This window comes from Vibrio hannami (genome assembly GCF_029589055.1).
Taxonomy (GTDB): Bacteria; Pseudomonadota; Gammaproteobacteria; order Enterobacterales; family Vibrionaceae; genus Vibrio; species Vibrio hannami.
In genome coordinates this window covers 1-26,349 of record NZ_JARQZP010000001.1, presented here as the reverse complement: position 1 = coordinate 26,349, position 26,349 = coordinate 1, and the positions used below count along the sequence as shown (strand labels likewise).

General features: G+C 47.0%; 17 protein-coding genes, 6 tRNA genes and 6 rRNA genes. 17 read left to right on the top strand and 12 right to left on the bottom strand.

Annotation, left to right across the window (positions count from 1 at the left end; genetic code table 11):
* The first annotated feature begins 44 nt into the window (after positions 1-44).
* The 17 genes from P7F88_RS00145 to P7F88_RS00065 all read left to right on the top strand — a co-directional run bounded on the left by P7F88_RS00145 (position 45) and on the right by P7F88_RS00065 (position 15,963).
* Positions 45-488 (top strand): GNAT family N-acetyltransferase, encoded by a 444-nt coding sequence (locus tag P7F88_RS00145; RefSeq protein ID WP_277821357.1) that lies wholly within the window; start codon positions 45-47, stop codon positions 486-488.
* 76 nt (positions 489-564) lie between these two features.
* Entirely contained in the window at positions 565-1,905 is a 1,341-nt protein-coding gene (gene pssA, locus P7F88_RS00140) for a CDP-diacylglycerol--serine O-phosphatidyltransferase (protein ID WP_277821356.1), read from the top strand.
* A 449-nt stretch (positions 1,906-2,354) separates the two neighbouring features.
* On the top strand, positions 2,355-3,482 hold the full coding sequence (gene hybO, locus P7F88_RS00135) for a hydrogenase 2 small subunit (RefSeq protein WP_277821355.1): 1,128 nt from the start codon (positions 2,355-2,357) through the stop codon (positions 3,480-3,482).
* The gene (hybA, locus tag P7F88_RS00130) at positions 3,483-4,475 is read left to right on the top strand and encodes a hydrogenase 2 operon protein HybA (protein WP_277821354.1); all 993 of its coding nucleotides are present in this window, start codon (positions 3,483-3,485) and stop codon (positions 4,473-4,475) included. It begins immediately after the preceding gene.
* Complete coding sequence (gene hybB, locus P7F88_RS00125) at positions 4,468-5,658, top strand: Ni/Fe-hydrogenase cytochrome b subunit (protein WP_277821353.1); 1,191 nt, start codon at positions 4,468-4,470, stop codon at positions 5,656-5,658. Before hybA ends, hybB begins: the two co-directional genes overlap by 8 nt.
* A gap of 14 nt (positions 5,659-5,672) precedes the next feature.
* The gene (hybC, locus tag P7F88_RS00120) at positions 5,673-7,373 is read left to right on the top strand and encodes a hydrogenase 2 large subunit (RefSeq protein ID WP_277821352.1); all 1,701 of its coding nucleotides are present in this window, start codon (positions 5,673-5,675) and stop codon (positions 7,371-7,373) included.
* A gap of 92 nt (positions 7,374-7,465) precedes the next feature.
* Complete coding sequence (locus P7F88_RS00115) at positions 7,466-7,960, top strand: HyaD/HybD family hydrogenase maturation endopeptidase (protein ID WP_277821351.1); 495 nt, start codon at positions 7,466-7,468, stop codon at positions 7,958-7,960.
* Positions 7,951-8,205, top strand: a complete 255-nt coding sequence (locus P7F88_RS00110) for a HypC/HybG/HupF family hydrogenase formation chaperone (RefSeq protein ID WP_277821350.1) — start codon at positions 7,951-7,953, stop codon at positions 8,203-8,205. Before P7F88_RS00115 ends, P7F88_RS00110 begins: the two co-directional genes overlap by 10 nt.
* Entirely contained in the window at positions 8,186-8,671 is a 486-nt protein-coding gene (gene hybE / locus P7F88_RS00105; RefSeq protein WP_277821349.1) for a [NiFe]-hydrogenase assembly chaperone HybE, read from the top strand. The genes P7F88_RS00110 and hybE overlap by 20 nt, the downstream gene beginning before the upstream one ends.
* A complete protein-coding gene (locus P7F88_RS00100; protein WP_277821348.1) occupies positions 8,671-9,699 on the top strand; it encodes a hypothetical protein in 1,029 nt (342 codons plus the stop codon). Before hybE ends, P7F88_RS00100 begins: the two co-directional genes overlap by 1 nt.
* Before the next feature lie 6 nt (positions 9,700-9,705).
* Complete coding sequence (gene hypA / locus P7F88_RS00095) at positions 9,706-10,047, top strand: hydrogenase maturation nickel metallochaperone HypA (RefSeq protein WP_277821347.1); 342 nt, start codon at positions 9,706-9,708, stop codon at positions 10,045-10,047.
* Complete coding sequence (gene hypB, locus P7F88_RS00090) at positions 10,047-11,084, top strand: hydrogenase nickel incorporation protein HypB (RefSeq protein ID WP_277821346.1); 1,038 nt, start codon at positions 10,047-10,049, stop codon at positions 11,082-11,084. Before hypA ends, hypB begins: the two co-directional genes overlap by 1 nt.
* Positions 11,085-11,086: 2 nt before the next feature.
* Positions 11,087-11,368 carry a HypC/HybG/HupF family hydrogenase formation chaperone gene (gene hypC / locus P7F88_RS00085; RefSeq protein WP_277821345.1) on the top strand — a complete coding sequence of 94 codons (282 nt, stop codon included), beginning with the start codon at positions 11,087-11,089 and terminating at the stop codon, positions 11,366-11,368.
* A gap of 2 nt (positions 11,369-11,370) precedes the next feature.
* On the top strand, positions 11,371-12,501 hold the full coding sequence (gene hypD, locus P7F88_RS00080; RefSeq protein ID WP_277821344.1) for a hydrogenase formation protein HypD: 1,131 nt from the start codon (positions 11,371-11,373) through the stop codon (positions 12,499-12,501).
* On the top strand, positions 12,501-13,514 hold the full coding sequence (gene hypE / locus P7F88_RS00075) for a hydrogenase expression/formation protein HypE (protein ID WP_277821343.1): 1,014 nt from the start codon (positions 12,501-12,503) through the stop codon (positions 13,512-13,514). Before hypD ends, hypE begins: the two co-directional genes overlap by 1 nt.
* Positions 13,515-13,525: 11 nt before the next feature.
* Entirely contained in the window at positions 13,526-15,802 is a 2,277-nt protein-coding gene (gene hypF / locus P7F88_RS00070; protein WP_277821342.1) for a carbamoyltransferase HypF, read from the top strand.
* An 11-nt stretch (positions 15,803-15,813) separates the two neighbouring features.
* On the top strand, positions 15,814-15,963 hold the full coding sequence (locus tag P7F88_RS00065) for a hypothetical protein (RefSeq protein ID WP_277821341.1): 150 nt from the start codon (positions 15,814-15,816) through the stop codon (positions 15,961-15,963).
* A gap of 313 nt (positions 15,964-16,276) precedes the next feature.
* Here P7F88_RS00065 and P7F88_RS00060 read toward each other — a convergent pair.
* The 12 genes from P7F88_RS00060 to P7F88_RS00005 form a co-directional block, all read right to left on the bottom strand.
* Positions 16,277-16,353 (bottom strand) — tRNA-Asp (locus P7F88_RS00060).
* Between the two features lie 33 nt (positions 16,354-16,386).
* Positions 16,387-16,502: ribosomal RNA gene (gene rrf, locus P7F88_RS00055) — 5S ribosomal RNA — on the bottom strand.
* 91 nt (positions 16,503-16,593) lie between these two features.
* A 23S ribosomal RNA gene (locus P7F88_RS00050) occupies positions 16,594-19,484 on the bottom strand.
* Positions 19,485-19,852: 368 nt separating this feature from the next.
* Positions 19,853-19,928 (bottom strand) — tRNA-Val (locus P7F88_RS00045).
* A 28-nt stretch (positions 19,929-19,956) separates the two neighbouring features.
* Positions 19,957-20,032 (bottom strand) — tRNA-Lys (locus tag P7F88_RS00040).
* A 2-nt stretch (positions 20,033-20,034) separates the two neighbouring features.
* Positions 20,035-20,110, bottom strand: a tRNA-Glu gene (locus tag P7F88_RS00035).
* A 121-nt stretch (positions 20,111-20,231) separates the two neighbouring features.
* Positions 20,232-21,783: ribosomal RNA gene (locus P7F88_RS00030) — 16S ribosomal RNA — on the bottom strand.
* 338 nt (positions 21,784-22,121) lie between these two features.
* Positions 22,122-22,237: ribosomal RNA gene (gene rrf, locus P7F88_RS00025) — 5S ribosomal RNA — on the bottom strand.
* 91 nt (positions 22,238-22,328) lie between these two features.
* Positions 22,329-25,219 (bottom strand): 23S ribosomal RNA (locus tag P7F88_RS00020).
* A 324-nt stretch (positions 25,220-25,543) separates the two neighbouring features.
* Positions 25,544-25,619: transfer RNA gene (locus P7F88_RS00015), tRNA-Ala, on the bottom strand.
* Between the two features lie 25 nt (positions 25,620-25,644).
* A tRNA-Ile gene (locus tag P7F88_RS00010) sits at positions 25,645-25,721 on the bottom strand.
* A 72-nt stretch (positions 25,722-25,793) separates the two neighbouring features.
* Positions 25,794-26,349: ribosomal RNA gene (locus P7F88_RS00005) — 16S ribosomal RNA — on the bottom strand; the annotation flags it as partial.

The following is a 26,349-nucleotide window of genomic DNA, read 5'->3' as shown; positions in this document are numbered from 1 at the left end:
ATAAAAGTTGTCATATTATACCGGACTTACAAAAACACCAGCAAATGACTCAAATTCATATTGAAAAGCTCGACCCTATAAAGCTTCCTATTGTCCAAAAGCTGTATAAACAACACTACCCATCAGGCAAAGCCAAAAGCAATGAGCTTATTTATGTTAGCTACGCAGAAAAAAGTATGTGTGGTGTTGTAAGAATCAGACCAATCGATTCTTACCGACTTCTCACCGGAATGATGGTTGTACCTGAATTCAGGCATCGTGGGGTGGGATTAACAATTTTAGATTATTGCTCTCAACATGTTCTTTCCGAAGGCGACTACTGTTTTGCATATTCACACCTGGAAGATTTTTATACGCAAAAAAGCTTCGTTACAATAGAACTTGATAAACTTCCCAATCCACTTCGTTCACTTTATGAACGATATTCTCGTAGCGGTAAGCAACTCATTCCAATGAAGTTTACAAAATCTGATGAAAGAGACACGTAAGGATAGTAATCTTTCAACGATATTTGGTAAAATTCAAAATTCGCACTTTTGCAGTAACCGAGGTGATTCATCCCATATGATGGCGTTAAACAACCCATTTGAACAGATGCCTACTATCGCAATCGATCCGGACAAGTTTGAAATATTGCTTTCAGCAGAAGCCTTTCGAAACCGATTAATTCACGAGATAAGAAACGCTCAAGAGCGTATCTATATCGCAGCTCTGTATCTAGAAGATGATGATGCTGGCAGGCTGATCTTTGATGAGCTCTATCAGGCTAAACAGAATAACCCTGAGCTGGATATAAAGGTTTGTGTTGATTGGCACCGTGCACAGAGAGGCTTAATTGGTGCCGAACAATCTGATGGAAATGCTGCTCTTTACAAAAAATACTCGGAAACACACGAACACAAGATTCCTGTATATGGCGTACCTGTAAGGGGACGTGAAGTATTTGGTGTATTACACCTTAAAGGCTTTATCTTTGACGATACCGTTATTTACAGTGGTGCCAGCTTAAACAACGTTTACCTGGGCTATAAAGATCGCTACCGTTTTGACAGATACCACGTTATTACCAATAAAACGTTAGCGAATAGCATGGTTCACTTTATCGAATCCGTAATGCTGGCTCACCCGGCAGTAAATTCTCTCTGTGATCCCGATAAGCCAGAAACCAAAGAGCTGAAACAAGCAATCAGGCAGTTTCGCTCAACACTGGCTCAGTCCAAATATATATTCCAACCCGAAAAGCTTCAGAGCGACCAGGTTCCCCTAACCCCGCTTGTGGGACTAGGCAAACGCCGGAACCGTCTAAATCAGACAATAAATCAGCTTCTGGCCAAAGCTAAAGATGAAATATTCATCTGCACTCCTTACTTTAACTTTCCAAAATCTGTGGCGAAGGAAGTTAAAAAAGCCATAAAACGAGGGGTGAAGGTGACTATTGTGGTTGGCGATAAAACGGCCAACGACTTCTATATTCCACCAGAAGAAGGATTTAAGACCATAGGTGGCCTCCCTTACCTCTATGAGATGAATTTACGCCGATTCGCTAAAGTAAATGAAGCTCATATTGCTAGTCGCAAGCTATCAATCCATCTCTGGAAACACGATAGCAACAGCTACCACCTAAAGGGCCTCTGGATCGACAAACGCTATATGCTCCTTACTGGTAACAACTTAAATCCTAGGGCATGGAGCCTGGATCTTGAAAATGGCCTACTGATTCATGATCACATGCATCAGCTAACGGAAAAGTTTGAGCAAGAAGTAGAAAACATACTTCAACACACCACTGTTATTGGAAGCTACCGACAATTAGAAAAAGTGGAAACATATCCAGTTGAAGTTCGTAAGTTACTTAAGAAAATTACTCGTGTAAGAGCTGATCGAGTACTTCAACGAATTCTTTAAACCGTACCGTTCAAAAATAACGATGAAGAAGAGCACGCCATGTGCTCTTCTTCATCGTTATTTTTTCCTATTATTAATCATTAAACATTGTTAACAGTCACTTTCAAAATAGGCATTAACAATTCTCATTTACAACATTTAATTAACCATTTAGTATTATTTGTCTATATATTTCATCTTTTTATCAATTGTTTCTAGATAGATAACGCCCCTTACAAAATACATATAACCCCTTATGGCTATTAGCATCAGCCAAAATACAAACCCAGCGCATATATTTAAATACACACTATTACTAAGTGTTTTCAAATTGATTTAGATCAAGCATGCATCTTATCAAAAATTTTACATTTCCTTACACTTGCATATATTAACAAAAGCTAATAAAGAATAATTATATTTAGCTCTATTCATAAAACTAAACAATAAAAAACAAAGGATGGTCTGAAATGGATGGCTATGATCTTTTAGAACGACAAGGTGTATCGCGCCGCTCCTTTATGAAGTTTTGCTCCGGATTAGCTGCAACAATGGGAATTACTGGTGCTAACGCAGGTCAGAAAGTTGCCGATGCTATAGCCAGAAAGCAGAGACCCCCTGTAATCTGGATCGGCGCCCAGGAATGTACTGGCTGTACAGAATCCCTTTTGAGATCGACACACCCTACTGTTGAAAACCTCATTCTGGATATGATCTCTCTTGAATACCATGAAGTGCTTTCTGCCGCTGCAGGGCATAAAGTAGAAGAGAATAAGCACCATGCAATGGAGAAGTACAAAGGTAAATACGTACTGGTTGTAGATGGTTCAATCCCCGTCAAAGACGGTGGCGTGTACTGTATGGTGGCAGGAAAACCAATTGTTGATCATATCAAGGAAGCAGCGGAAGGCGCTGCTGCTATTGTTGCGATTGGTTCATGTTCAGCATGGGGTGGTGTCGCATCTATTGGCCCTAACCCAACTGAAGCTAAAGCACTGCATGAAATTCTGCCAGACAAAACCATAGTGAACATTCCGGGATGTCCTCCTAATCCTCATAATTTCCTGGCTGTCGTCGCACACCTTCTTACTTACAACAGCCTCCCAGCGCTGGACGACAAAGGTCGCCCTGTATTCGCATATGGTCGCCGTATCCATGAGCATTGTGAACGCCGTCCGCACTTCGATGCTGGTCGCTTCGCTATTGAGTTCGGAGATGAAGGACACCGTGAAGGTTGGTGTCTTTATAAACTTGGTTGTAAAGGGCCGGAAACTTACGGTAACTGCTCAACGCTTGAGTTCTGCGATGTAGGTGGTGGTATCTGGCCAGTTGGTATTGGTCACCCATGTATCGGCTGTAATGAAAAAGATATTGGCTTTACTAAAGGCATCCACCAGCTCGCAAGTGTCCGCCAACCAACGCCACCAGCACAGCTTCCAGAAGTAGGGACAAAGGTTGGCGAGTCTGCTTCTCCGGGTGCTTCGGCACTACTAGGTGGTGTCGCAGGTCTGGCTGCTGGTGTAAGTATCATGACGGTACGCGAACTTACACGTCAGAAGAAAGACAACTATAAATCAAAGAGTAACGAGGAGGCTTAAATGGACCGCCGGGACTTTTTGAAACTGTCAGCTAGTGGCGCAGTTATCGCGACCAGTAGCTGCCCCTCAATGGCGAGGGAATCTCACCCACCTCTACCAGATGGCGTCGGAATGCTTTACGACGCCACGTTATGTATTGGTTGTCAGGCATGTGTTGTTAAGTGTAAAGACGTAAACAACATGGAGCCAAACCCAAATGGCGATGCTCAATGGGAGCAGAATAGCCATCTTAGTGCTTATGCGCTGAACGTAATCCGTCGCTACAGCAATGGTGACGGTACAGAGAAAGATAAGCTAGAAAATGGCTTCTCCTACGTTAAGCGTCAATGTATGCACTGTGTCGACCCTAACTGCGTATCTGCTTGTCCGGTTAGCGCAATGCAGAAAGACCCTGTTACTGGCATCGTAACCAACAACCCGGATACTTGTACGGGTTGTCGTTACTGTATGATCGCCTGCCCTTACAACATTCCTAAGTACGAATACCATGACCCATTTGGTCAGATTCAAAAATGCCAACTGTGTAACCAGAAAGGCGTTGAGCGAATTGATCAAGGATTACTTCCTGGTTGTGTTGAAGTATGCCCTACCGGTGCAATTCTGTACGGTACTCGTGAAGAGTTACTAGTAGAAGCGAAGAAGCGTCTGGCAATGAAAGCGGGCGATAACTATGACTATCCTCGCGAGAGAATTGATGCTGGTTTAACGCACGAAAAAGATATTCCTGAGTATTACCCTCATGTTTATGGTGAAACTGAAGGTGGTGGTACGCAGGTGCTAGTACTTGCAGGTGTTCCATTTGACAAGCTGGATCTGCACGACATGCCTGAACAGTCATACGGTGCTCGTTCAGAAACCGTTCAGCACACTCTGTATCAAGGCATGATGCTTCCGTTCGCAGCCTTTGTTGGTCTGATGTATGCGACTCGTAAGAGCATGTATCCAGACAGTGAAGAAAACAATAGCAAGGATAAAGGAGACCACCATGAATGATCATAGTGACCTGAAACCGGTCGGTGGCCGCCTGATAAACTGGCCTGTCGTCTTCTTTGGATTCTTTGCCTTTGTTTGTGTCATCGTCATCATCAAGCGTTTGGTACTTGGCTTAGGACCGGTTACCAACCTGAATGGTGGATACCCTTGGGGTATCTGGATCGCATTCGATCTGCTAGTTGGTACTGGCTTCGCGTGTGGTGGCTGGGCGCTAGCCTGGGCTGTTTACGTATTTAACAAAGGTGAATACCACCCGTTAGTTCGACCAGCGCTATTAGCCAGTCTATTCGGTTACGCGCTTGGTGGTCTGTCCATCACAATGGATATCGGCCGTTGGTGGAACATGCCTTACTTCTTTATACCCGGGCACTTTAATCCCAACTCGGTACTCTTCGAGACAGCGGTCTGTATGACTATCTATCTCGCTGTACTGGTGATGGAGTTTGCTCCGGCGCTGTTAGAGAAGGTCGGTCTAAAGGTACCTTTGAAGGTACTCAACAAGATTCTGTTTGCGGTAATCGCTCTGGGTGCTCTGCTACCTGCGATGCACCAGTCTTCGATGGGCTCACTGTTCATTACGGCTGGACATAAGATCCACCCGCTATGGCAAACCTATGAGTTCCTGCCTTTCTTCTCACTACTAGGTGCTCTGATTATGGGCTTCTCCATCGTGGTGTTTGAAGGGGCAATCGTAGCTGCTGGTATGAAAGGGCGTATGCCGGATGAAGTACCGCTATTCAACCGCCTGTTCACCTTTATTCAGGTGCTGGTTGGTATGTTCGTCATTCTGCGATTCCATGCCATTAACCTGACTGATAAATGGGAATACGTATTCGCCGGAGATCTGTATAGCTGGTTGTTTATTGCTGAAACAGCATTACTGGCACTACCTGTTATCTTTATCAAACATATCCGAAACAACGCACCTGCAATGTTCGCAGCGGCAACGTCACTGCTAATCGGTGCTGCTATGTATCGAATTGACTTAGCACTTGTCGCGTATGATCCAGGAGATGGCTACGCCTATTTCCCATCGATTCAGGAAATCCTGCTTTCCTTCGGCCTGGTGGCTATCGAAGTCGTGGGTTATATCGTGATTATTAAACTACTGCCTGTATTACCTGGTGCAGCAACTACAAACCGTATTCAACAAGAAAGCCTGAGTGGCTCAGAAAATAAATAAGGGATGGTTTAACAATGAGTCAACGCATTACAATTGATCCAATCACCCGCATCGAAGGCCACTTGCGTATCGACTGCGAAATCGAAAATGGTGTCGTCACTAACGCCTGGTCATCGGGCACCATGTGGCGAGGCATGGAAGAGATCTTAAAAGGTCAGGACCCTAGAGACGCATGGGTGTTCACTCAGCGTATATGTGGTGTATGTACCACTGTTCACGCAATTGCATCTGTTCGTTCTGTAGAGAGCGCGCTGGATTTAGATATCCCGGTAAACGCTCAGTACATTCGTAATATGATCGTTGCTGCACACGGCATTCACGATAACGTGGTTCACTTCTATCAACTCTCTGCTCTGGACTGGGTTGACGTAGTATCTGCTCTTGAAGCTGACCCAATTAAATGTGAAGAGATCTGTCGTCCACTTTCTACGTGGTCGCTGAACTCAGCTGCTGAGTTCCAGAAAGTGAAAGATAAGCTGAAAGGCTTGGTAGACAGTGGGCAGCTTGGTATCTTCGCTAATGGCTACTGGGGTCATAGGGAGATGAAGCTTCCACCAGAAATCAACCTGATCGCCGTGGCACACTACCTTCAGGCTTTGGAATATCAGCGCAACGCTAACCGTATTGTTGCGATTCTTGGTGGTAAGAGCCCGCACATCCAAAACTTGGCAGTTGGTGGCGTAGCTAACCCAATCAACCTTGATGCTCCTGCTGTTCTAAACCAGGAACGCCTGATGTACATCAAAACCTTTATCGACGAACTTGAAGAGTTTATCGAGCAGGTTTACAAGCTGGATGTTGCTATCGTGGCAGCTCACTACCCTGAGTGGTTATCTATTGGCGAAGGGGTAACTAACTATATTGCTGTGCCTGATTTACCAACCGATGGTAAAAACGGTAGCTTCCTGATGCCTGGTGGTTACATCGAAAACGGTGACCTTTCTACCTTTAAACCAATTACTGGTCATAAAGACCCGTTCCTGATCAATGGTGTTGCAGAAAGTAGCAAGCACTCATGGTATCAGGAAGAAGGTCCGTTCCACCCTTGGGATGGAATGACAAACCCTAACTACACTGGCTTTGAAGATGAAGGTAAGTACTCATGGGTTAAGTCTCCAACCTTCAACGGTAAACCAGCTCAGGTAGGCCCTCTGGCCCAAGTACTTTGTGCTGTTGCTGCCGGTGATGAAAAGACAACCAAACACCTTAATGATGTACTGGGAGCATTCGAAACTCTGACAGGTATCACTCCAGAGATTAAACACCTTCACTCAACATTAGGTCGTCACGCTACGCGAGCGGTTCGTTGTGCAGTACTTAAGGATCACCTAAGCCAGCAATGGCAAGCGCTGATAGATAATATCGCCGCAGGCGATACCACAACCTATGTGAAGCCAGTATTCCCGTATGGCGTAGTTAAAGGTGTTGGTTTCCACGAAGCGCCTCGTGGTCTGCTTTCACACTGGATCGTTATCAACGATGGCAAGATTGAGAACTATCAGGCTGTTGTACCGTCAACATGGAACTCTGGTCCTCGAAACAATGAGGACTTGATGGGACCATATGAGCAGTCTTTGATTGGTACACCGATTGCCGATCCTGAAAACCCGCTTGAGGTTATCCGTACTATTCACTCATTCGACCCATGTATGTCCTGTGCGGTGCATATTGTGGATACACGCGGAGAGGGTATTACCAAAGTAAAAGTGCTATAGACCCGAGCACAGTATTAAGAGAGGTATCCCCATATACCTCTCTTATTTTTAACTTCCGTCAGAGAAGTAAATAGCGATACAAGGAGAAAGATGTGAATGTATTGATATTAGGTGTAGGCAACCTTCTCTTGAGTGATGAATCTATCGGTGTGCACGTCGTCAATCATCTTGAGCAAAAATACCAGTTCCCTGAAGGAGTGGAGCTATTGGATGGAGGTACCGCCGGAATGGAACTACTGGATTACATTGCCAGCAGAGAGCATGTAATCATCATCGATGCAGTCCTGACAGGGGATGCTCCGGGTACCGTCGTTGACCTGTATGATGATGAAGTACCAGCACTGTTCAACAACAAAGTTTCCCCCCACCAGCTTGGTTTATCCGATCTTCTTGGTGCCCTAAAACTGACAGGCGAATCACCAGAAAACATTTATCTTGTTGGCATCATCCCAGAGTCAGTCGAACCTGGGCTCGAAATGACAGACACCGTGTCAGGACAACTGGAAAACATGAGCCAGCGAGTTCTTACCTATCTCGATAAGATCGGTGTTCAGCCAGAAATCAAAGAAGACGCTGTATGTGTATAGGTGTACCCGCTAAGGTCATCAGCATATCGGAAGATGGTAATTCGGCCATTGTTGATGCTGAAAACAAAGACTATCCAATAAGCCTTCTGATGATGGATGACGAAGTCCATGTGGGTGACTACTTGCTGATTCAGGTAGGTGGTTTTGCTGTAGAAAAAGTAGAGCCCGATGAGGCCGTAAAAGCAATCGAACTACAGAAAGCGTTAGCCGAAGGAGATTTTGAACGTGCCGCAGAATTATATTGATAACCCCTCCTCCGTAATTGAGGAAGTATTTGGACAAATTCATCAGAATCAGATGAGCGAAATGCCATTTGTAAATGAGAAACTACAGGTCAAAGCGGTTGGGTTTTCTGAGTACGAAGGTGACTGGCTTGGCGTTCTTCTTACTCCCTGGACTTTAAGCATCATGCTACTTCCTAGTGAAAACAGAGATTGGCGTGAGTTTGATATCGGTGAGAAAGTCGGAATCCGGTTACCCGCTGGAGACTATAACTTCATCTATGGTGAACATGAAAACCTTGGGCACTATTTATCCTGTTCCGTCCAATCCCCTGTTCAGGACTTTACTAGTCAGGAAGATGCTCTAAGAGTGGCCGGAGATGTTCGAAAGCTGATCACCGCGATTCAAACCACAGATATTGCCGATAAATCCAAGCGAGGCCTGTTTAGAAAACTGGCCAGCGGTCAGGCTGCACTCGAGAGTGAATAATGGCAGTAGGTTCTTCAGCTAATTTCGTCGGAAAGTTAGTGCTCACTATTGATCTCGATGAGACATGTAAAACTACCAACGTCTCAATCGATAACTCTCGCCCGACGAAAATAGGACAACTACTCTGCGGTAAAACTCCAGAGCAGGCGATCCAGCTGATACCTAGAGTTTTCCTACTCTGTTCTCAGGCACAACTAGCTGCAGCTATAGGTGCTATCTTTAAAGCTCAGTCTCGTGAGCTATCACCTGAAATGAGTGGATCTCTGGCTGAGAGATGTGCATTGGAGTGGCTGAAAGAGCATTGCTGGCAGACGTGGCAGATGCAAAGAGAACTGTTTGGTGGTGAGTATGCGATGAAAGAGAGCATTAGCCTAAACAGGCTGTTGCTGCAATCACTACAGGCACTTCCACCTGCAACACTAGATGAGCAGGGCTGTTCTATGGTTTCTGCGGATAAGTGGACTCAGATCGAAGCTCAACTTGAGCCGTTATTTGGAACTCATCCATCTAAGTTTCGCTCTCTAAAATGGTCTGAGTTTATAGACTGGACGCATACAGATGCACCTTATGCGCACCACTTTTCAGTGAACTTACATAATGCGGCTTCACTGGGATCGGATGATAACTGGTCAGAAGATCTTGAGTCCGGAAGTTTGGTGAGGCAGAAGAACCATCCATTAATCCTGCAAGCTCTAGACTGCTGGGGTTCAGGTTTAGCTACCCGTATGTTGGCTCGGTTTATCGAAATCAGTCGGCTAACAGAAAACCCTAGGTTAGCCAGAATGCCAGAGCCCGGTATGGCACACGCTTCTCGCGGTGTTTTAGCACATACCGTGAAACTAAGCTCTGATGGAGTTATTCAATCTTATGAAATCGATGCCCCAACCGATCGTTACTTCGACAAAGGCGGCGTGGTTGAACAGGCATTAATGAATCAACAGTTGGAAACCAGCGACCCTAGCTGGATTCGACAGCTTATCTGGGCAATCGACCCTTGCGTCGAGTTTCAGATAGAAGTTAAGGAGTAACAGACTATGCATGAGATGTCTCTTTGTGAAAGTCTGGTTCAGGTAATCGAAGAGCAGGCAACCGCTCAAGGATATAAACAAGTAAAAACTGTGTACCTTGATGTCGGTCCTTTCGCAGGAATCGAAACTGATGCGATGCATTTCTGCTTCGATGTTGTTTGCAGAGGCACAGTTGCCAATAACGCAAAACTAGAGATTAACGAACTTTCTGGCAAAGCATGGTGCTTTGACTGCCAGAAAGAAGTCAGTATCAGTGACAGATTAGACCCCTGCCCTGACTGTGCTGGCTTTAGCCTTCAAACCAAGGGTGGGGATGAAATGAAGATTCGTGAATTGGAGGTAATCTGATGTGTACTACATGCGGTTGCGCTGCGGGCAACGTTAAAATTGAAGGTGGTCATAGCCATGACCACGATCATGATCATTCACATGAGCACTCACACGATCATCACCATCATGATCACTCTCATCAGGTACAGATAGTTCACCATCATCACTATCACGGACCGGTTCATATTCATTATCACGTCAATGGTCAGGAACCTCATTCTCACGACCATTCGCATCAACATGAACCACATCACCATAACCATGAGCATAGCCATGACCATCATCATTCACATGATGACCATACACATGATCACCAGCACGAACACACTCACGAGGCTTTTAAACCTGAGAAAGACGGTGATGACCTGCATTATGGACAAGGGCCAGCACACTCTCATGCACCAGGCATGACTCAGAGCAGAATGGTGCAGATCGAACAGGATATTCTGGCTAAAAACGATGAAATAGCGGAAAAGAACCGTTCTTTTCTGGCGCACAGACAGATCAAAAGCCTGAATATGGTATCAAGCCCGGGTTCAGGTAAAACCACCCTTCTTACGGAAACGCTGAAGAAACTTGATCATACCAAATGTGCAGTCATCGAAGGTGATCAGCAAACCACAAATGATGCGGACAGGATTCGTGAAACCGGGGCAAAAGCCATTCAGGTAAATACTGGTAAAGGATGCCATCTGGATGCTGCAATGGTTTCGGAAGCTATCGCGAATCTGGCACCTGAAACAGGTACAACACTGTTTATTGAAAACGTAGGCAATCTGGTTTGCCCTGCCGCATTTGATTTAGGTGAAACACACAAGGTAGCTATTATCTCGGTAACCGAAGGCGCAGACAAACCTCTTAAGTACCCTGATATTTTTGCCAATGCAGAACTGATGGTAGTAAACAAAATAGACCTTCTACCCTATGTAAACTTCGATGTGGAAGCATGTATTCAGAATGCTCAGCGTGTTAATCCAAACATCAAACATATGACACTTTCTGCGACAACAGGAGAAGGTATGCAGAGCTGGTTAGACTGGCTGGAGGCTCGTTAATTATGTGCTTAGGTATCCCCGGAAAAATCGTCGCTATCACTGATGCGGAAGGCATGCTCGGTACAGTAGAAGTAAGCGGAATTAAACGCGAAGTAAATCTTTCATGCGTAGTCGATGGTGACCCAAATGTACTCATCGACAAATGGGCATTAGTACACGTTGGCTTTGCTATGTGCATTATTGATGACGCACAAGCTAAAGAAACACTGGCAGCGCTGGAGTCTATGCAGGCGCTGGATCATGAAATCGATGACTTTAGTCAGAGACAAGCAGTAGGTGATTAGAGATGCAGTATGTAGATGAATTTCGCGATCCGGAGCTCGCAAAAACACTGGTTAGAAAGATAGAAGAAGTACTAGCAGAAATCCCACAAGAAAAGAAACCTCTGCAGATTATGGAAGTCTGTGGTGGTCACACCCATACCTTGTTCAAGTTCGGAATCGTACAGCTTATCTCTGACAGCCTTGAGTTTGTTCATGGCCCGGGTTGCCCTGTATGCGTTTTGCCTAAGTCGCGCTTAGACGAATGTATTTCGATAGCCGATCAGCCCGATACTATTCTTTGCACCTTTGGTGATGCCATGAGGGTACCCGGCTCTAATGGTTCCCTTCTTGATGCCAGAGCTAGAGGCTGTGACGTAAGAATCGTATATTCTCCAATGGATGCTCTGCTACTGGCAGAAAAGCACCCCGATAAACAAGTTGTTTTCTTTGCACTTGGTTTTGAAACAACAATGCCAGCAACGGCAATGACTCTTCTGGAAGCGAAAAGAAAGCAAATTCCTAATTTCAGAATCTTCTGTCAGCACATCACCATAATGCCGACCTTAGAAGCGCTACTCGATCAAGATGATGTTCGTATCGATGGCTTCCTCCTTCCGGGTCACCTTAGTATGGTTATCGGTAAGAACCCATATCAACCTCTGGCGACCAAATATCACAAGCCGTCTGTTATTACCGGGTTCGAACCACTCGACATGCTTCAAGCCCTGTTAATGGTCATCACTCAGATCCGAGATGCTAAGTGTGAAATTGAAAATCAGTACTCCAGAGTGGTTTCGGATCATGGCAACCCAAATGCTCTAAATGCTGTCTCTGAGGTTTTCGAAGTCAAAGAAGAGAGCGAATGGCGCGGGCTAGGCGTTATCAATGAGTCAGGCGTTAAGCTGACAGAGCTGTTCTCTGAATACGATGCAGAACTATTCTTCGATACTAAGAAATCAGACTCCAAAGATCCTGAAGGTAGTCGCTGTGGTGAAATACTAGCAGGCCGTTGTAAGCCAACAGATTGTCCACTATTTGGCACAAGCTGTAAGCCTGAAACAGCTATCGGTGCATTGATGGTTTCATCTGAAGGTGCATGTGCCGCTTACTATAACTACGGGGCTAAGCACCCAGAGAAAGAGGGAGAAGCGTAATGACTGACAGAATCACCCTTGCACACGGTAGCGGCGGTAAAGCGATGCAACAACTTATCGCTCAAATGTTTGTTAAGCACTTTTCTAATGACACACTGGATAAACAAGAAGATCAGGCAAGACTACCTATCAGCCAGTTTTCAGTTGTAGGAGAACAAATTGCGTATTCCACGGATTCATTTGTAATAGACCCAATCTTTTTCCCCGGCGGTAATATCGGCAAACTGGCGGTTTATGGTACCGCGAATGATGTTGCTATGAGTGGTGCTAAGCCTTTGTTCCTATCTGCTGCGTTTATTCTTGAAGAAGGTCTGGCGATTGATGAACTTGAGCAAATCGTCGCTTCTATGGCCAAAGCTGCAAGTGAAGCTGGAATCACAATAGTAACCGGCGATACTAAGGTAGTTCCAAAAGGCGCAGCTGATAAAGTTTTCATTAACACTAGTGGGCTTGGCGCGGTACCTCTGGGTATCGAGTGGGGAGCAGACACCATACAACCTGGCGACAAGATTATTGTTTCCGGAACCATCGGTGATCACGGGGCAACCATACTTAACCTTCGGGAAAACCTAGGACTCGATGGTCAGCTAGAAAGCGACTGTCAGCACCTTTATCCGCTTGTTGAATCTCTCGTTCCATTAAAAGGCGTCAGATGCCTGAGAGACGCAACCCGAGGTGGTGTTAACGCTGTTCTACACGAGTTTATGCAAAGCTCAGGCTGTGGCCTTGAGCTAGATGAAGACGCTGTTCCCCTAACACCTCAGGTGAGAGGTATCTGTGAACTACTTGGCCTTGAAGCTATTAACTTTGCTAATGAAGGTAAGCTGATTGCCATCGTATCGGAAGAGGATGCTCAAGCCGCAGTAGAAGCATTACAAAAAACGCCTGGAGGTGAGAGCGCAGCCATCATCGGCAGCGCAAATGATTCGAAGCAAGTGACCATCAAAAACCTGTTTGGCGGAAGCCGCTGGCTGGATCTTCCTTCCAGTGAGCCTATGCCAAGAATCTGCTAAGGGTATTGGTTATGAATGGTGTTGAGCTAAGAGTAAAAGGAAAGGTTCAGGGCGTTGGCTTCAGACCCTTTGTCTGGCAATTAGCTCATGAACTATCACTATGCGGTGAAGTTCTTAATGACGGTGAAGGTGTGCTGATACGCTTTGTAAACAGCGATAATCTGCATACGTTTCAAACTAAGCTTGTTAGTGAACTACCCCCACTAGCTCAGATAGATTCAGTGCATTCTCAAGATTTTGAGTGGGATACCGTTCCTAATAATTTCAGTATCGCCAAGTCAGAAGCTACAGCAATGGATACTCAGGTTGTGCCTGACGCTGCTACCTGCCCGGAATGTATTCAGGAGCTTCACGACAATAAAGACAGACGCTATCAGTACCCATTTATCAATTGTACTCACTGCGGCCCAAGGTTCACCATCATCAAAGAACTACCTTATGATCGTCCAAAGACGGTGATGAAAGATTTTCCTCTCTGTCCAGATTGTTTATCAGAGTATGAGAATCCCGGTGATCGACGTTACCACGCCCAACCCGTAGCATGCGACGAGTGTGGTCCTGAGGTATGGGTATGTAACTCAAGTGGCGACAAGCTAGTAGGTAATTGGTTAAGTCATGTGGTTAGCGCATTAACTGATGGGAACACTATTGCGATTAAGTCAGTAGGAGGTTTCCACCTCGCTTGTGACGCTACCAATCAAACCTCTATTCAGTTATTGAGAGACCGTAAACACCGGCAATATAAGCCGTTCGCTATTATGGTGAACGAGTTTTCCAGCATAAACGAGATTGCTTACTTCAATGAGCAAGAGCAGGAGTTGCTTGAGAGCCGTATAGCACCAATCACGCTCTTGGGTAAAAAAGACAATAGCTACATCGCCGAAAACATTGCACCAGAGCTGAATGAAATAGGTGTTATGCTTCCTTCTAACCCAGTCCAGCATTTGATAGCAGACGCATTCAAGAAACCACTGGTTATGACATCCGGCAATGCGACAGGGCTACCACCGGCACTATCTAACGAAGAAGCAATACGGAACCTTGCACCAGTTGTCGATATCTTTGTGCTTCATAACAGAGAAATCGTTCAACGCTGTGATGACTCCCTCATCCGTGTTAATAAAGACTCCTACGAGACTCTCAGACGCGCCAGAGGCTGTGTACCTGACGCAGTGAGTCTACCAGAAGGTTTTCCAAATGCGGATGGCTATCTGGCTTATGGAGGCGATCTTAAGAATGCGTTTGCTATCGGGAAAGGCAATCAGATCATAGTAAGCCAATACCTTGGAGACCTGTCTAACATAGAAACCCAGACTCAATACAAAGAGGCGATTAACCACTTTGAATCTTTGTATCAGGTCAACATAGACAACCACGTCTTTGACAAACATCCTGGATACTTTAGTCATCAGTATGCTAAGTCTCGTAAAGGATCTCACATAGAGATTCAGCACCACCATGCTCATATCGCTAGCTGTCTCCTAGAGAACGGCTGGCAACCAGAACAAGGTAAAGTCATGGCACTTGCCCTTGATGGCTTAGGTTACGGAGATGATGGGGAGCTATGGGGGGCAGAGCTGATGATCGCTGACTACTCTGAATGTCAGAGAATTGGTGGCATTCCATCTATTGAGCTTGTCGGAGGGGACGTTGCTGCTAAACAACCCTGGCGAAGCCTACATGCGCATCTGCATAAGTTCTGTAGCCTTTCTAGAGATGAAATGGACAAGCTGTTTCCAAACAAACCTTTGGATCTTATTGAAAAAGCCGTCGCTCAAAACCTGAATTGCCATCCAACAAGATCTGCCGGACGATTATTCGATGCAGTCGCGGCATCTCTTGGTATTGGATTTGATTGTATCGAGTACGAGGGACAAGCAGCTTGTCAGCTTGAAGCTCTAGCCTCCAGAAGCATTGAGTTCGGCTCTGTCTTCGAGATACCAACAGAAGGGCTAGAACTGGATTTTGGTTCATTCTGGAATCATTGGTTATCAAACGACGCTGAGCCTAAGTCCAAAGCTTGGGGATTTCATAATGCTCTTGCTCTAGGCTTGGTACAAATTGTACTGAAAGCTAAAAAACGGTATCAACTAGATCACTTAGTCCTTACTGGAGGTGTTTTTCACAATAAGCTCTTGATCACACTTCTCGAAAAGCACTTAGATGGTCAGTTAGAACTCTTAAAGCACCAACAATTTTCATGTGGTGATGGAGGCCTAGCATTAGGTCAGGTCGCTATCGCACTAAATCAGAACAAGTATCCCAACAGGGAAATAGCTAAACAATAAAGGAAAGAAAAATGAAAAAACTACTAACTCTAATTACGTTATTCCCAACGCTTGCACTGGCTCACCCAGGAGCGGCACATTCGCACCCAGAAGAACTAACTGGTGGTTTGATCTTGTTAGTAGCAGCTGCAAGTGCCTACTACTTATGGAAAAAAAAGTAGCTAGCTACTGAACACGACGAAGTCTAGAAGCCCCAAATCAGGGGGCTTTTCTTTTTTTGTGTATCGCCAATATAGAACATATTGTGGAGAACACAATGCTATCTCTATCTCTTTCGTTTTCTTCAAACGCAAAAAAGCCTTGTCTTACGTCGGGGACACCTAGTTAAGGCTTTAGAAGAAGTGGCGGAACGGTGGGAACGCCTAGTTCGGGATTGCGGTCATCGGGCTGGCCTTCCTGCGGGACTCGTACGACCGAAGGGCGTAAATTTCAGACATTAAAAAACCCGACGCTTTCGCATCGGGTTGAAATAAGTGGCGGAGCGGACGGGACTCGAACCCGCGACCCCCGGCGTGACAGGCCGGTATTCTAACCAACTGAACTACCGCTCCGCACTGGTTAGACTATAAGAGTCTAAATTTAAAGCCTGGCGATGTCCTACTCTCACATGGGGAAGCCCCACACTACCATCGGCGCTATTGCGTTTCACTTCTGAGTTCGGCATGGAATCAGGTGGGTCCACAACGCTATGGTCGCCAAGCAAATTCTTTAATTCGGAAAGCTGTTTCTATGTTCTCTACACATTCAATTCTGTTCTTGGCTCTGAGCCCACAAAACCCTTTGGGTGTTGTATGGTTAAGCCTCACGGGCAATTAGTACAGGTTAGCTCAACGCCTCACAACGCTTACACACCCTGCCTATCAACGTCGTAGTCTACGACAACCCTTTAGGACGCTTTAAGCGCCAGGGAGAACTCATCTCAAGGCTCGCTTCCCGCTTAGATGCTTTCAGCGGTTATCGATTCCGAACTTAGCTACCGGGCAATGCCATTGGCATGACAACCCGAACACCAGAGGTTCGTCCACTCCGGTCCTCTCGTACTAGGAGCAGCCCCTTTCAATTCTCCAACGCCCACGGCAGATAGGGACCGAACTGTCTCACGACGTTCTAAACCCAGCTCGCGTACCACTTTAAATGGCGAACAGCCATACCCTTGGGACCGACTTCAGCCCCAGGATGTGATGAGCCGACATCGAGGTGCCAAACACCGCCGTCGATATGAACTCTTGGGCGGTATCAGCCTGTTATCCCCGGAGTACCTTTTATCCGTTGAGCGATGGCCCTTCCATTCAGAACCACCGGATCACTATGACCTGCTTTCGCACCTGCTCGAATTGTCATTCTCGCAGTCAAGCGGGCTTATGCCATTGCACTAACCTCACGATGTCCAACCGTGATTAGCCCACCTTCGTGCTCCTCCGTTACGCTTTGGGAGGAGACCGCCCCAGTCAAACTACCCACCAGGCACTGTCCTCACCCCGGATAACGGGGCTAAGTTAGAACATCAAACATACAAGGGTGGTATTTCAAGGATGGCTCCACACTATCTGGCGACAGTGTTTCAAAGCCTCCCACCTATCCTACACATGTAGGCTCAATGTTCAGTGCCAAGCTGTAGTAAAGGTTCACGGGGTCTTTCCGTCTAGCCGCGGGTACACTGCATCTTCACAGCGATTTCAATTTCACTGAGTCTCGGGTGGAGACAGCGTGGCCATCATTACGCCATTCGTGCAGGTCGGAACTTACCCGACAAGGAATTTCGCTACCTTAGGACCGTTATAGTTACGGCCGCCGTTTACCGGGGCTTCGATCAAGAGCTTCGACACAAGGTCTAACCCCATCAATTAACCTTCCGGCACCGGGCAGGCGTCACACCGTATACGTCATCTTACGATTTTGCACAGTGCTGTGTTTTTAATAAACAGTTGCAGCCACCTGGTATCTGCGACTCTCAATAGCTCCAAGAGTAAATCTCTTCACCGTCGAGAGCGTACCTTCTCCCGAAGTTACGGTACCATTTTGCCTAGTTCCTTCACCCGAGTTCTCTCAAGCGCCTTGGTATTCTCTACCCGACCACCTGTGTCGGTTTGGGGTACGATTCCTTACAATCTGAAGCTTAGAGGCTTTTCCTGGAAGCATGGCATCAATGACTTCACACCCGTAGGTGCTCGACATCGTGTCTCAGCCTTAAAGAGAGCCGGATTTACCTAACTCTCAAGCCTACGCACTTGAACCTGGACAACCGTCGCCAGGCCCACCTAGCCTTCTCCGTCCCCCCATCGCAATTGTAAGAAGTACGGGAATATTAACCCGTTTCCCATCGACTACGCCTTTCGGCCTCGCCTTAGGGGTCGACTTACCCTGCCCCGATTAACGTTGGACAGGAACCCTTGGTCTTCCGGCGAGGAGGTTTTTCACCCCCTTTATCGTTACTCATGTCAGCATTCGCACTTCTGATACCTCCAGCAGCCCTTACAGACCACCTTCAACGGCTTACAGAACGCTCCCCTACCCCGCTAGCAAATGCTAGCAGCCGCAGCTTCGGTTTATTACTTAGCCCCGTTACATCTTCCGCGCAGGCCGACTCGACTAGTGAGCTATTACGCTTTCTTTAAATGATGGCTGCTTCTAAGCCAACATCCTAGCTGTTTTAGCCTTCCCACATCGTTTCCCACTTAGTAATAATTTGGGACCTTAGCTGGCGGTCTGGGTTGTTTCCCTCTCCACGACGGACGTTAGCACCCGCCGTGTGTCTCCCGGATAGTACTTACTGGTATTCGGAGTTTGCAAAGGGTTGGTAAGTCGGGATGACCCCCTAGCCTTAACAGTGCTCTACCCCCAGTAGTATTCGTCCGAGGCGCTACCTAAATAGCTTTCGGGGAGAACCAGCTATCTCCAGGTTTGATTGGCCTTTCACCCCTAGCCACAAGTCATCCGCTAATTTTTCAACATTAGTCGGTTCGGTCCTCCAGTTGATGTTACTCAACCTTCAACCTGCCCATGGCTAGATCACCTGGTTTCGGGTCTATATCCAGAGACTGAGCGCCCAGTTAAGACTCGGTTTCCCTACGGCTCCCCTAAACGGTTAACCTTGCCACTGAATATAAGTCGCTGACCCATTATACAAAAGGTACGCAGTCACCCCACAAGGAGGCTCCTACTGCTTGTACGTACACGGTTTCAGGTTCTATTTCACTCCCCTCACAGGGGTTCTTTTCGCCTTTCCCTCACGGTACTGGTTCACTATCGGTCAGTCAGTAGTATTTAGCCTTGGAGGATGGTCCCCCCATATTCAGACAGGATATCACGTGTCCCGCCTTACTCGATTTCACGTAAAAGGGTTTGTCGGTTACGGGGCTATCACCCTGTATCGCCAAGCTTTCCAGCTTGTTCACCTGAACCATTAAACGCTTAAGGGCTAGTCCAATTTCGCTCGCCGCTACTTTCGGAATCTCGGTTGATTTCTTTTCCTCGGGGTACTTAGATGTTTCAGTTCCCCCGGTTCGCCTCATTAACCTATGTATTCAGTTAATGATAATTGCTTATGCAATTGGGTTTCCCCATTCAGGAATCGCAGACTCAAGTGGTTTTTACTACCTCATCTGCGCTTATCGCAAGTTAATACGCCTTTCATCGCCTCTGACTGCCAAGGCATCCACCGTGTACGCTTAGTCACTTAACCATACAACCCCAAAGAGTTTCGAAGAAACCTTTAAGATTGTTTAATCAAACAACCAAAGTTGTCTGCAATTATTTAAACATGATGCAGACACGATTTTGCCGGACTCAAATATGAACAACATAAAATGTTGTTCCCAAGAATACTTGAATGTGTGTTGGTACCTACATCTTTAAAAGACATAGGATTTGAGAACTTTTAATTGAATAACAACGCATATCAATAGATATGGGGATTGTTGTTATTCGTCAGCTTTCCAAATTGTTAAAGAGCAAAAGTGTACAAAACACTTTCTAAAGATTCTCAAGTCGTAAAAGCAACCAACAATGAACACTATTGGTTTGGATACAACACCAAAAATACTTAGAGAGTGGTGGGCGATACCGGGCTCGAACCAGTGACCCCCTGCTTGTAAGGCAGGTGCTCTCCCAACTGAGCTAATCGCCCACATTGTTTTTATTCTCGTGGAAGAGAATGGTGGGTCGTGCAGGATTCGAACCTGCGACCAATTGATTAAAAGTCAACTGCTCTACCAACTGAGCTAACGACCCAATGGTATCCCGTAGGGGAGTCGAACCCCTGTTACCGCCGTGAAAGGGCGGTGTCCTAGGCCTCTAGACGAACGGGACACTGCTTTTGATTTCCACTTTAAAAAGCAGAACCAAATCGCGAAGGTGTTGGGCACCTTCATACTCTAAACTACATAAACCATCAATCTGTGTGGACACTAATCAACAACAATCTTATCGTTAAGGAGGTGATCCAGCCCCAGGTTCCCCTAGGGCTACCTTGTTACGACTTCACCCCAGTCATGAACCACAAAGTGGTAAGCGTCCCCCCGAAGGTTAAACTACCTACTTCTTTTGCAGCCCACTCCCATGGTGTGACGGGCGGTGTGTACAAGGCCCGGGAACGTATTCACCGTAGCATTCTGATCTACGATTACTAGCGATTCCGACTTCATGGAGTCGAGTTGCAGACTCCAATCCGGACTACGACGCACTTTTTGGGATTCGCTTACTCTCGCAAGTTAGCCGCCCTCTGTATGCGCCATTGTAGCACGTGTGTAGCCCTACTCGTAAGGGCCATGATGACTTGACGTCGTCCCCACCTTCCTCCGGTTTATCACCGGCAGTCTCCCCAAAGTTCCCACCCGAAGTGCTGGCAATTAAGGATAAGGGTTGCGCTCGTTGCGGGACTTAACCCAACATTTCACAACACGAGCTGACGACAGCCATGCAGCACCTGTCTCAGAGCTCCCGAAGGCACACCTGCGTCTCCGCTGGCTTCTCTGGATGTCAAGAGTAGGTAAGGTTCTTCGCGTTGCATCGAATTAAACCACATGCTCCACCGCTTGTGCGGGCCCCCGTCAATTCATTTGAGTTTTAATCTTGCGACCGTACTCCCCAGGCGGTCTACTTAACGCGTTAGCTCCGAAAGCCACTCCTCAAGGGAACAACCTCCAAGTAGACATCGTTTACGGCGTGGACTACCAGGGTATCTAATCCTGTTTGCTCCCCACGCTTTCGCATCTGAGTGTCAGTATCTGTCCAGGGGGCCGCCTTCGCCACCGGTATTCCTTCAGATCTCTACGCATTTCACCGCTACACCTGAAATTCTACCCCCCTCTACAGTACTCTAGTTAACCAGTTTCAAATGGCCTTCCGAGGTTGAGCCCCGGGCTTTCACATCTGACTTAATTAACCACCTGCATGCGCTTTACGCCCAGTAATTCCGATTAACGCTCGCACCCTCCGTATTACCGCGGCTGCTGGCACGGAGTTAGCCGGTGCTTCTTCTGCAGCTAACGTCAAATGATGAACGTATTAAGCTCACCACCTTCCTCACTGCTGAAAGTGCTTTACAACCCGAAGGCCTTCTTCACACACGCGGCATGGCTGCATCAGGCTTGCGCCCATTGTGCAATATTCCCCACTGCTGCCTCCCGTAGGAGTCTGGACCGTGTCTCAGTTCCAGTGTGGCTGATCATCCTCTCAGACCAGCTAGAGATCGTCGCCTTGGTGAGCTCTTACCTCACCAACTAGCTAATCTCACTTAGGCTTATCCAATCGCGAAAGGTCCGAAGATCCCCTCCTTTCCCCCATAGGGCGTATGCGGTATTAGCTATCGTTTCCAATAGTTATCCCCCTCGACTGGGCAAATTCCTAAGCATTACTCACCCGTCCGCCGCTCGACGCCCAACAAATCGTCCGAAGAGTCAATGTTGTCGTTTCCGCTCGACTTGCATGTGTTAGGCCTGCCGCCAGCGTTCAATCTGAGCCATGATCAAACTCTTCAATTTAAGATTTTGGTGACTCAATGAATACTGAACATTCTTTTGCTAATAAATAGCTAAGTAATGTTTGAATTGACTGTGCCGATGTAACTATAAGTTACTTCGTTTGGTCACTCTGTATCATTGAAATCATTGTGATTCCGAAGAATCAGTTTTGATTATCATCAACGAGTGCCCACACAGATTGATAGGTTTATATTGTTAAAGAGCAATGCTTTCAGTGCGTTAGCACTTAGGCAGGACGCGTATAATACGCTTTCCACTTTGAAAGTCAACATAAAATTCTAAATTTCTTTAAAACTTTATGGTGACTTGCTTAATGACTAAGCAAGTACAGATTTAAAGCCTGGCGATGTCCTACTCTCACATGGGGAAGCCCCACACTACCATCGGCGCTATTGCGTTTCACTTCTGAGTTCGGCATGGAATCAGGTGGGTCCACAACGCTATGGTCGCCAAGCAAATTCTTTAATTCGGAAAGCTGTTTCTATGTTCTCTACACATTCAATTCTGTTCTTGGCTCTGAGCCCACAAAACCCTTTGGGTGTTGTATGGTTAAGCCTCACGGGCAATTAGTACAGGTTAGCTCAACGCCTCACAACGCTTACACACCCTGCCTATCAACGTCGTAGTCTACGACAACCCTTTAGGACGCTTTAAGCGCCAGGGAGAACTCATCTCAAGGCTCGCTTCCCGCTTAGATGCTTTCAGCGGTTATCGATTCCGAACTTAGCTACCGGGCAATGCCATTGGCATGACAACCCGAACACCAGAGGTTCGTCCACTCCGGTCCTCTCGTACTAGGAGCAGCCCCTTTCAATTCTCCAACGCCCACGGCAGATAGGGACCGAACTGTCTCACGACGTTCTAAACCCAGCTCGCGTACCACTTTAAATGGCGAACAGCCATACCCTTGGGACCGACTTCAGCCCCAGGATGTGATGAGCCGACATCGAGGTGCCAAACACCGCCGTCGATATGAACTCTTGGGCGGTATCAGCCTGTTATCCCCGGAGTACCTTTTATCCGTTGAGCGATGGCCCTTCCATTCAGAACCACCGGATCACTATGACCTGCTTTCGCACCTGCTCGAATTGTCATTCTCGCAGTCAAGCGGGCTTATGCCATTGCACTAACCTCACGATGTCCAACCGTGATTAGCCCACCTTCGTGCTCCTCCGTTACGCTTTGGGAGGAGACCGCCCCAGTCAAACTACCCACCAGGCACTGTCCTCACCCCGGATAACGGGGCTAAGTTAGAACATCAAACATACAAGGGTGGTATTTCAAGGATGGCTCCACACTATCTGGCGACAGTGTTTCAAAGCCTCCCACCTATCCTACACATGTAGGCTCAATGTTCAGTGCCAAGCTGTAGTAAAGGTTCACGGGGTCTTTCCGTCTAGCCGCGGGTACACTGCATCTTCACAGCGATTTCAATTTCACTGAGTCTCGGGTGGAGACAGCGTGGCCATCATTACGCCATTCGTGCAGGTCGGAACTTACCCGACAAGGAATTTCGCTACCTTAGGACCGTTATAGTTACGGCCGCCGTTTACCGGGGCTTCGATCAAGAGCTTCGACACAAGGTCTAACCCCATCAATTAACCTTCCGGCACCGGGCAGGCGTCACACCGTATACGTCATCTTACGATTTTGCACAGTGCTGTGTTTTTAATAAACAGTTGCAGCCACCTGGTATCTGCGACTCTCAATAGCTCCAAGAGTAAATCTCTTCACCGTCGAGAGCGTACCTTCTCCCGAAGTTACGGTACCATTTTGCCTAGTTCCTTCACCCGAGTTCTCTCAAGCGCCTTGGTATTCTCTACCCGACCACCTGTGTCGGTTTGGGGTACGATTCCTTACAATCTGAAGCTTAGAGGCTTTTCCTGGAAGCATGGCATCAATGACTTCACACCCGTAGGTGCTCGACATCGTGTCTCAGCCTTAAAGAGAGCCGGATTTACCTAACTCTCAAGCCTACGCACTTGAACCTGGACAACCGTCGCCAGGCCCACCTAGCCTTCTCCGTCCCCCCATCGCAATTGTAAGAAGTACGGGAATATTAACCCGTTTCCCATCGACTACGCCTTTCGGCCTCGCCTTAGGGGTCGACTTACCCTGCCCCGATTAACGTTGGACAGGAACCCTTGGTCTTCCGGCGAGGAGGTTTTTCACCCCCTTTATCGTTACTCATGTCAGCATTCGCACTTCTGATACCTCCAGCAGCCCTTACAGACCACCTTCAACGGCTTACAGAACGCTCCCCTACCCCGCTAGCAAATGCTAGCAGCCGCAGCTTCGGTTTATTACTTAGCCCCGTTACATCTTCCGCGCAGGCCGACTCGACTAGTGAGCTATTACGCTTTCTTTAAATGATGGCTGCTTCTAAGCCAACATCCTAGCTGTTTTAGCCTTCCCACATCGTTTCCCACTTAGTAATAATTTGGGACCTTAGCTGGCGGTCTGGGTTGTTTCCCTCTCCACGACGGACGTTAGCACCCGCCGTGTGTCTCCCGGATAGTACTTACTGGTATTCGGAGTTTGCAAAGGGTTGGTAAGTCGGGATGACCCCCTAGCCTTAACAGTGCTCTACCCCCAGTAGTATTCGTCCGAGGCGCTACCTAAATAGCTTTCGGGGAGAACCAGCTATCTCCAGGTTTGATTGGCCTTTCACCCCTAGCCACAAGTCATCCGCTAATTTTTCAACATTAGTCGGTTCGGTCCTCCAGTTGATGTTACTCAACCTTCAACCTGCCCATGGCTAGATCACCTGGTTTCGGGTCTATATCCAGAGACTGAGCGCCCAGTTAAGACTCGGTTTCCCTACGGCTCCCCTAAACGGTTAACCTTGCCACTGAATATAAGTCGCTGACCCATTATACAAAAGGTACGCAGTCACCCCACAAGGAGGCTCCTACTGCTTGTACGTACACGGTTTCAGGTTCTATTTCACTCCCCTCACAGGGGTTCTTTTCGCCTTTCCCTCACGGTACTGGTTCACTATCGGTCAGTCAGTAGTATTTAGCCTTGGAGGATGGTCCCCCCATATTCAGACAGGATATCACGTGTCCCGCCTTACTCGATTTCACGTAAAAGGGTTTGTCGGTTACGGGGCTATCACCCTGTATCGCCAAGCTTTCCAGCTTGTTCACCTGAACCATTAAACGCTTAAGGGCTAGTCCAATTTCGCTCGCCGCTACTTTCGGAATCTCGGTTGATTTCTTTTCCTCGGGGTACTTAGATGTTTCAGTTCCCCCGGTTCGCCTCATTAACCTATGTATTCAGTTAATGATAATTGCTTATGCAATTGGGTTTCCCCATTCAGGAATCGCAGACTCAAGTGGTTTTTACTACCTCATCTGCGCTTATCGCAAGTTAATACGCCTTTCATCGCCTCTGACTGCCAAGGCATCCACCGTGTACGCTTAGTCACTTAACCATACAACCCCAAAGAGTTTCGGACTTTAGATTGTTTAATCAAACAACCAAAGTTGTCTGCCATTTTTATACATGATGCAGACACGATTTTGCCGGACTCAAATATGAATACTTACTTAAAAAGTAAGATTCCCAAGAACACTTGAATGTGTGTTGGTACCTACATCTTTAAAAGACATAGGATTTGAGAACTTTTAATTGAATAACAACGCATATCAATTGATATGGGGATTGTTGTTATTCGTCAGCTTTCCAAATTGTTAAAGAGCAAAGATTCATTAAGAATGAACCATTTTTAAATATTCTCAGTGAAAACACTTAAAGATGGTGGAGCTATGCGGGATCGAACCGCAGACCTCCTGCGTGCAAGGCAGGCGCTCTCCCAGCTGAGCTATAGCCCCATCTGTATTTTCTACGAAGAGAAATTGGTGGGTCTGAGTGGACTTGAACCACCGACCTCTCGCTTATCAGGCGAACGCTCTAACCACCTGAGCTACAGACCCACGCTTTGCTTCTTTAAACTATTCTAAACCTAATCAATCTGTGTGGACACTAATCAACAACAATCTTATCGTTAAGGAGGTGATCCAGCCCCAGGTTCCCCTAGGGCTACCTTGTTACGACTTCACCCCAGTCATGAACCACAAAGTGGTAAGCGTCCCCCAGAAGGTTAAACTACCTACTTCTTTTGCAGCCCACTCCCATGGTGTGACGGGCGGTGTGTACAAGGCCCGGGAACGTATTCACCGTAGCATTCTGATCTACGATTACTAGCGATTCCGACTTCATGGAGTCGAGTTGCAGACTCCAATCCGGACTACGACGCACTTTTTGGGATTCGCTTACTCTCGCAAGTTAGCCGCCCTCTGTATGCGCCATTGTAGCACGTGTGTAGCCCTACTCGTAAGGGCCATGATGACTTGACGTCGTCCCCACCTTCCTCCGGTTTATCACCGGCAGTCTCCCCAAAGTTCCCACCCGAAGTGCTGGCAATTAAGGATAAGGGTTGCGCTCGTTGCGGGACTTAACCCAACATTTCACAACACGAGCTGACGACAGCCATGCAGCACCTGTCTCAGAGCTCCCGAAGGCACACCTGCGTCTCCGCTGGCTTCTCTGGATGTCAAGAGT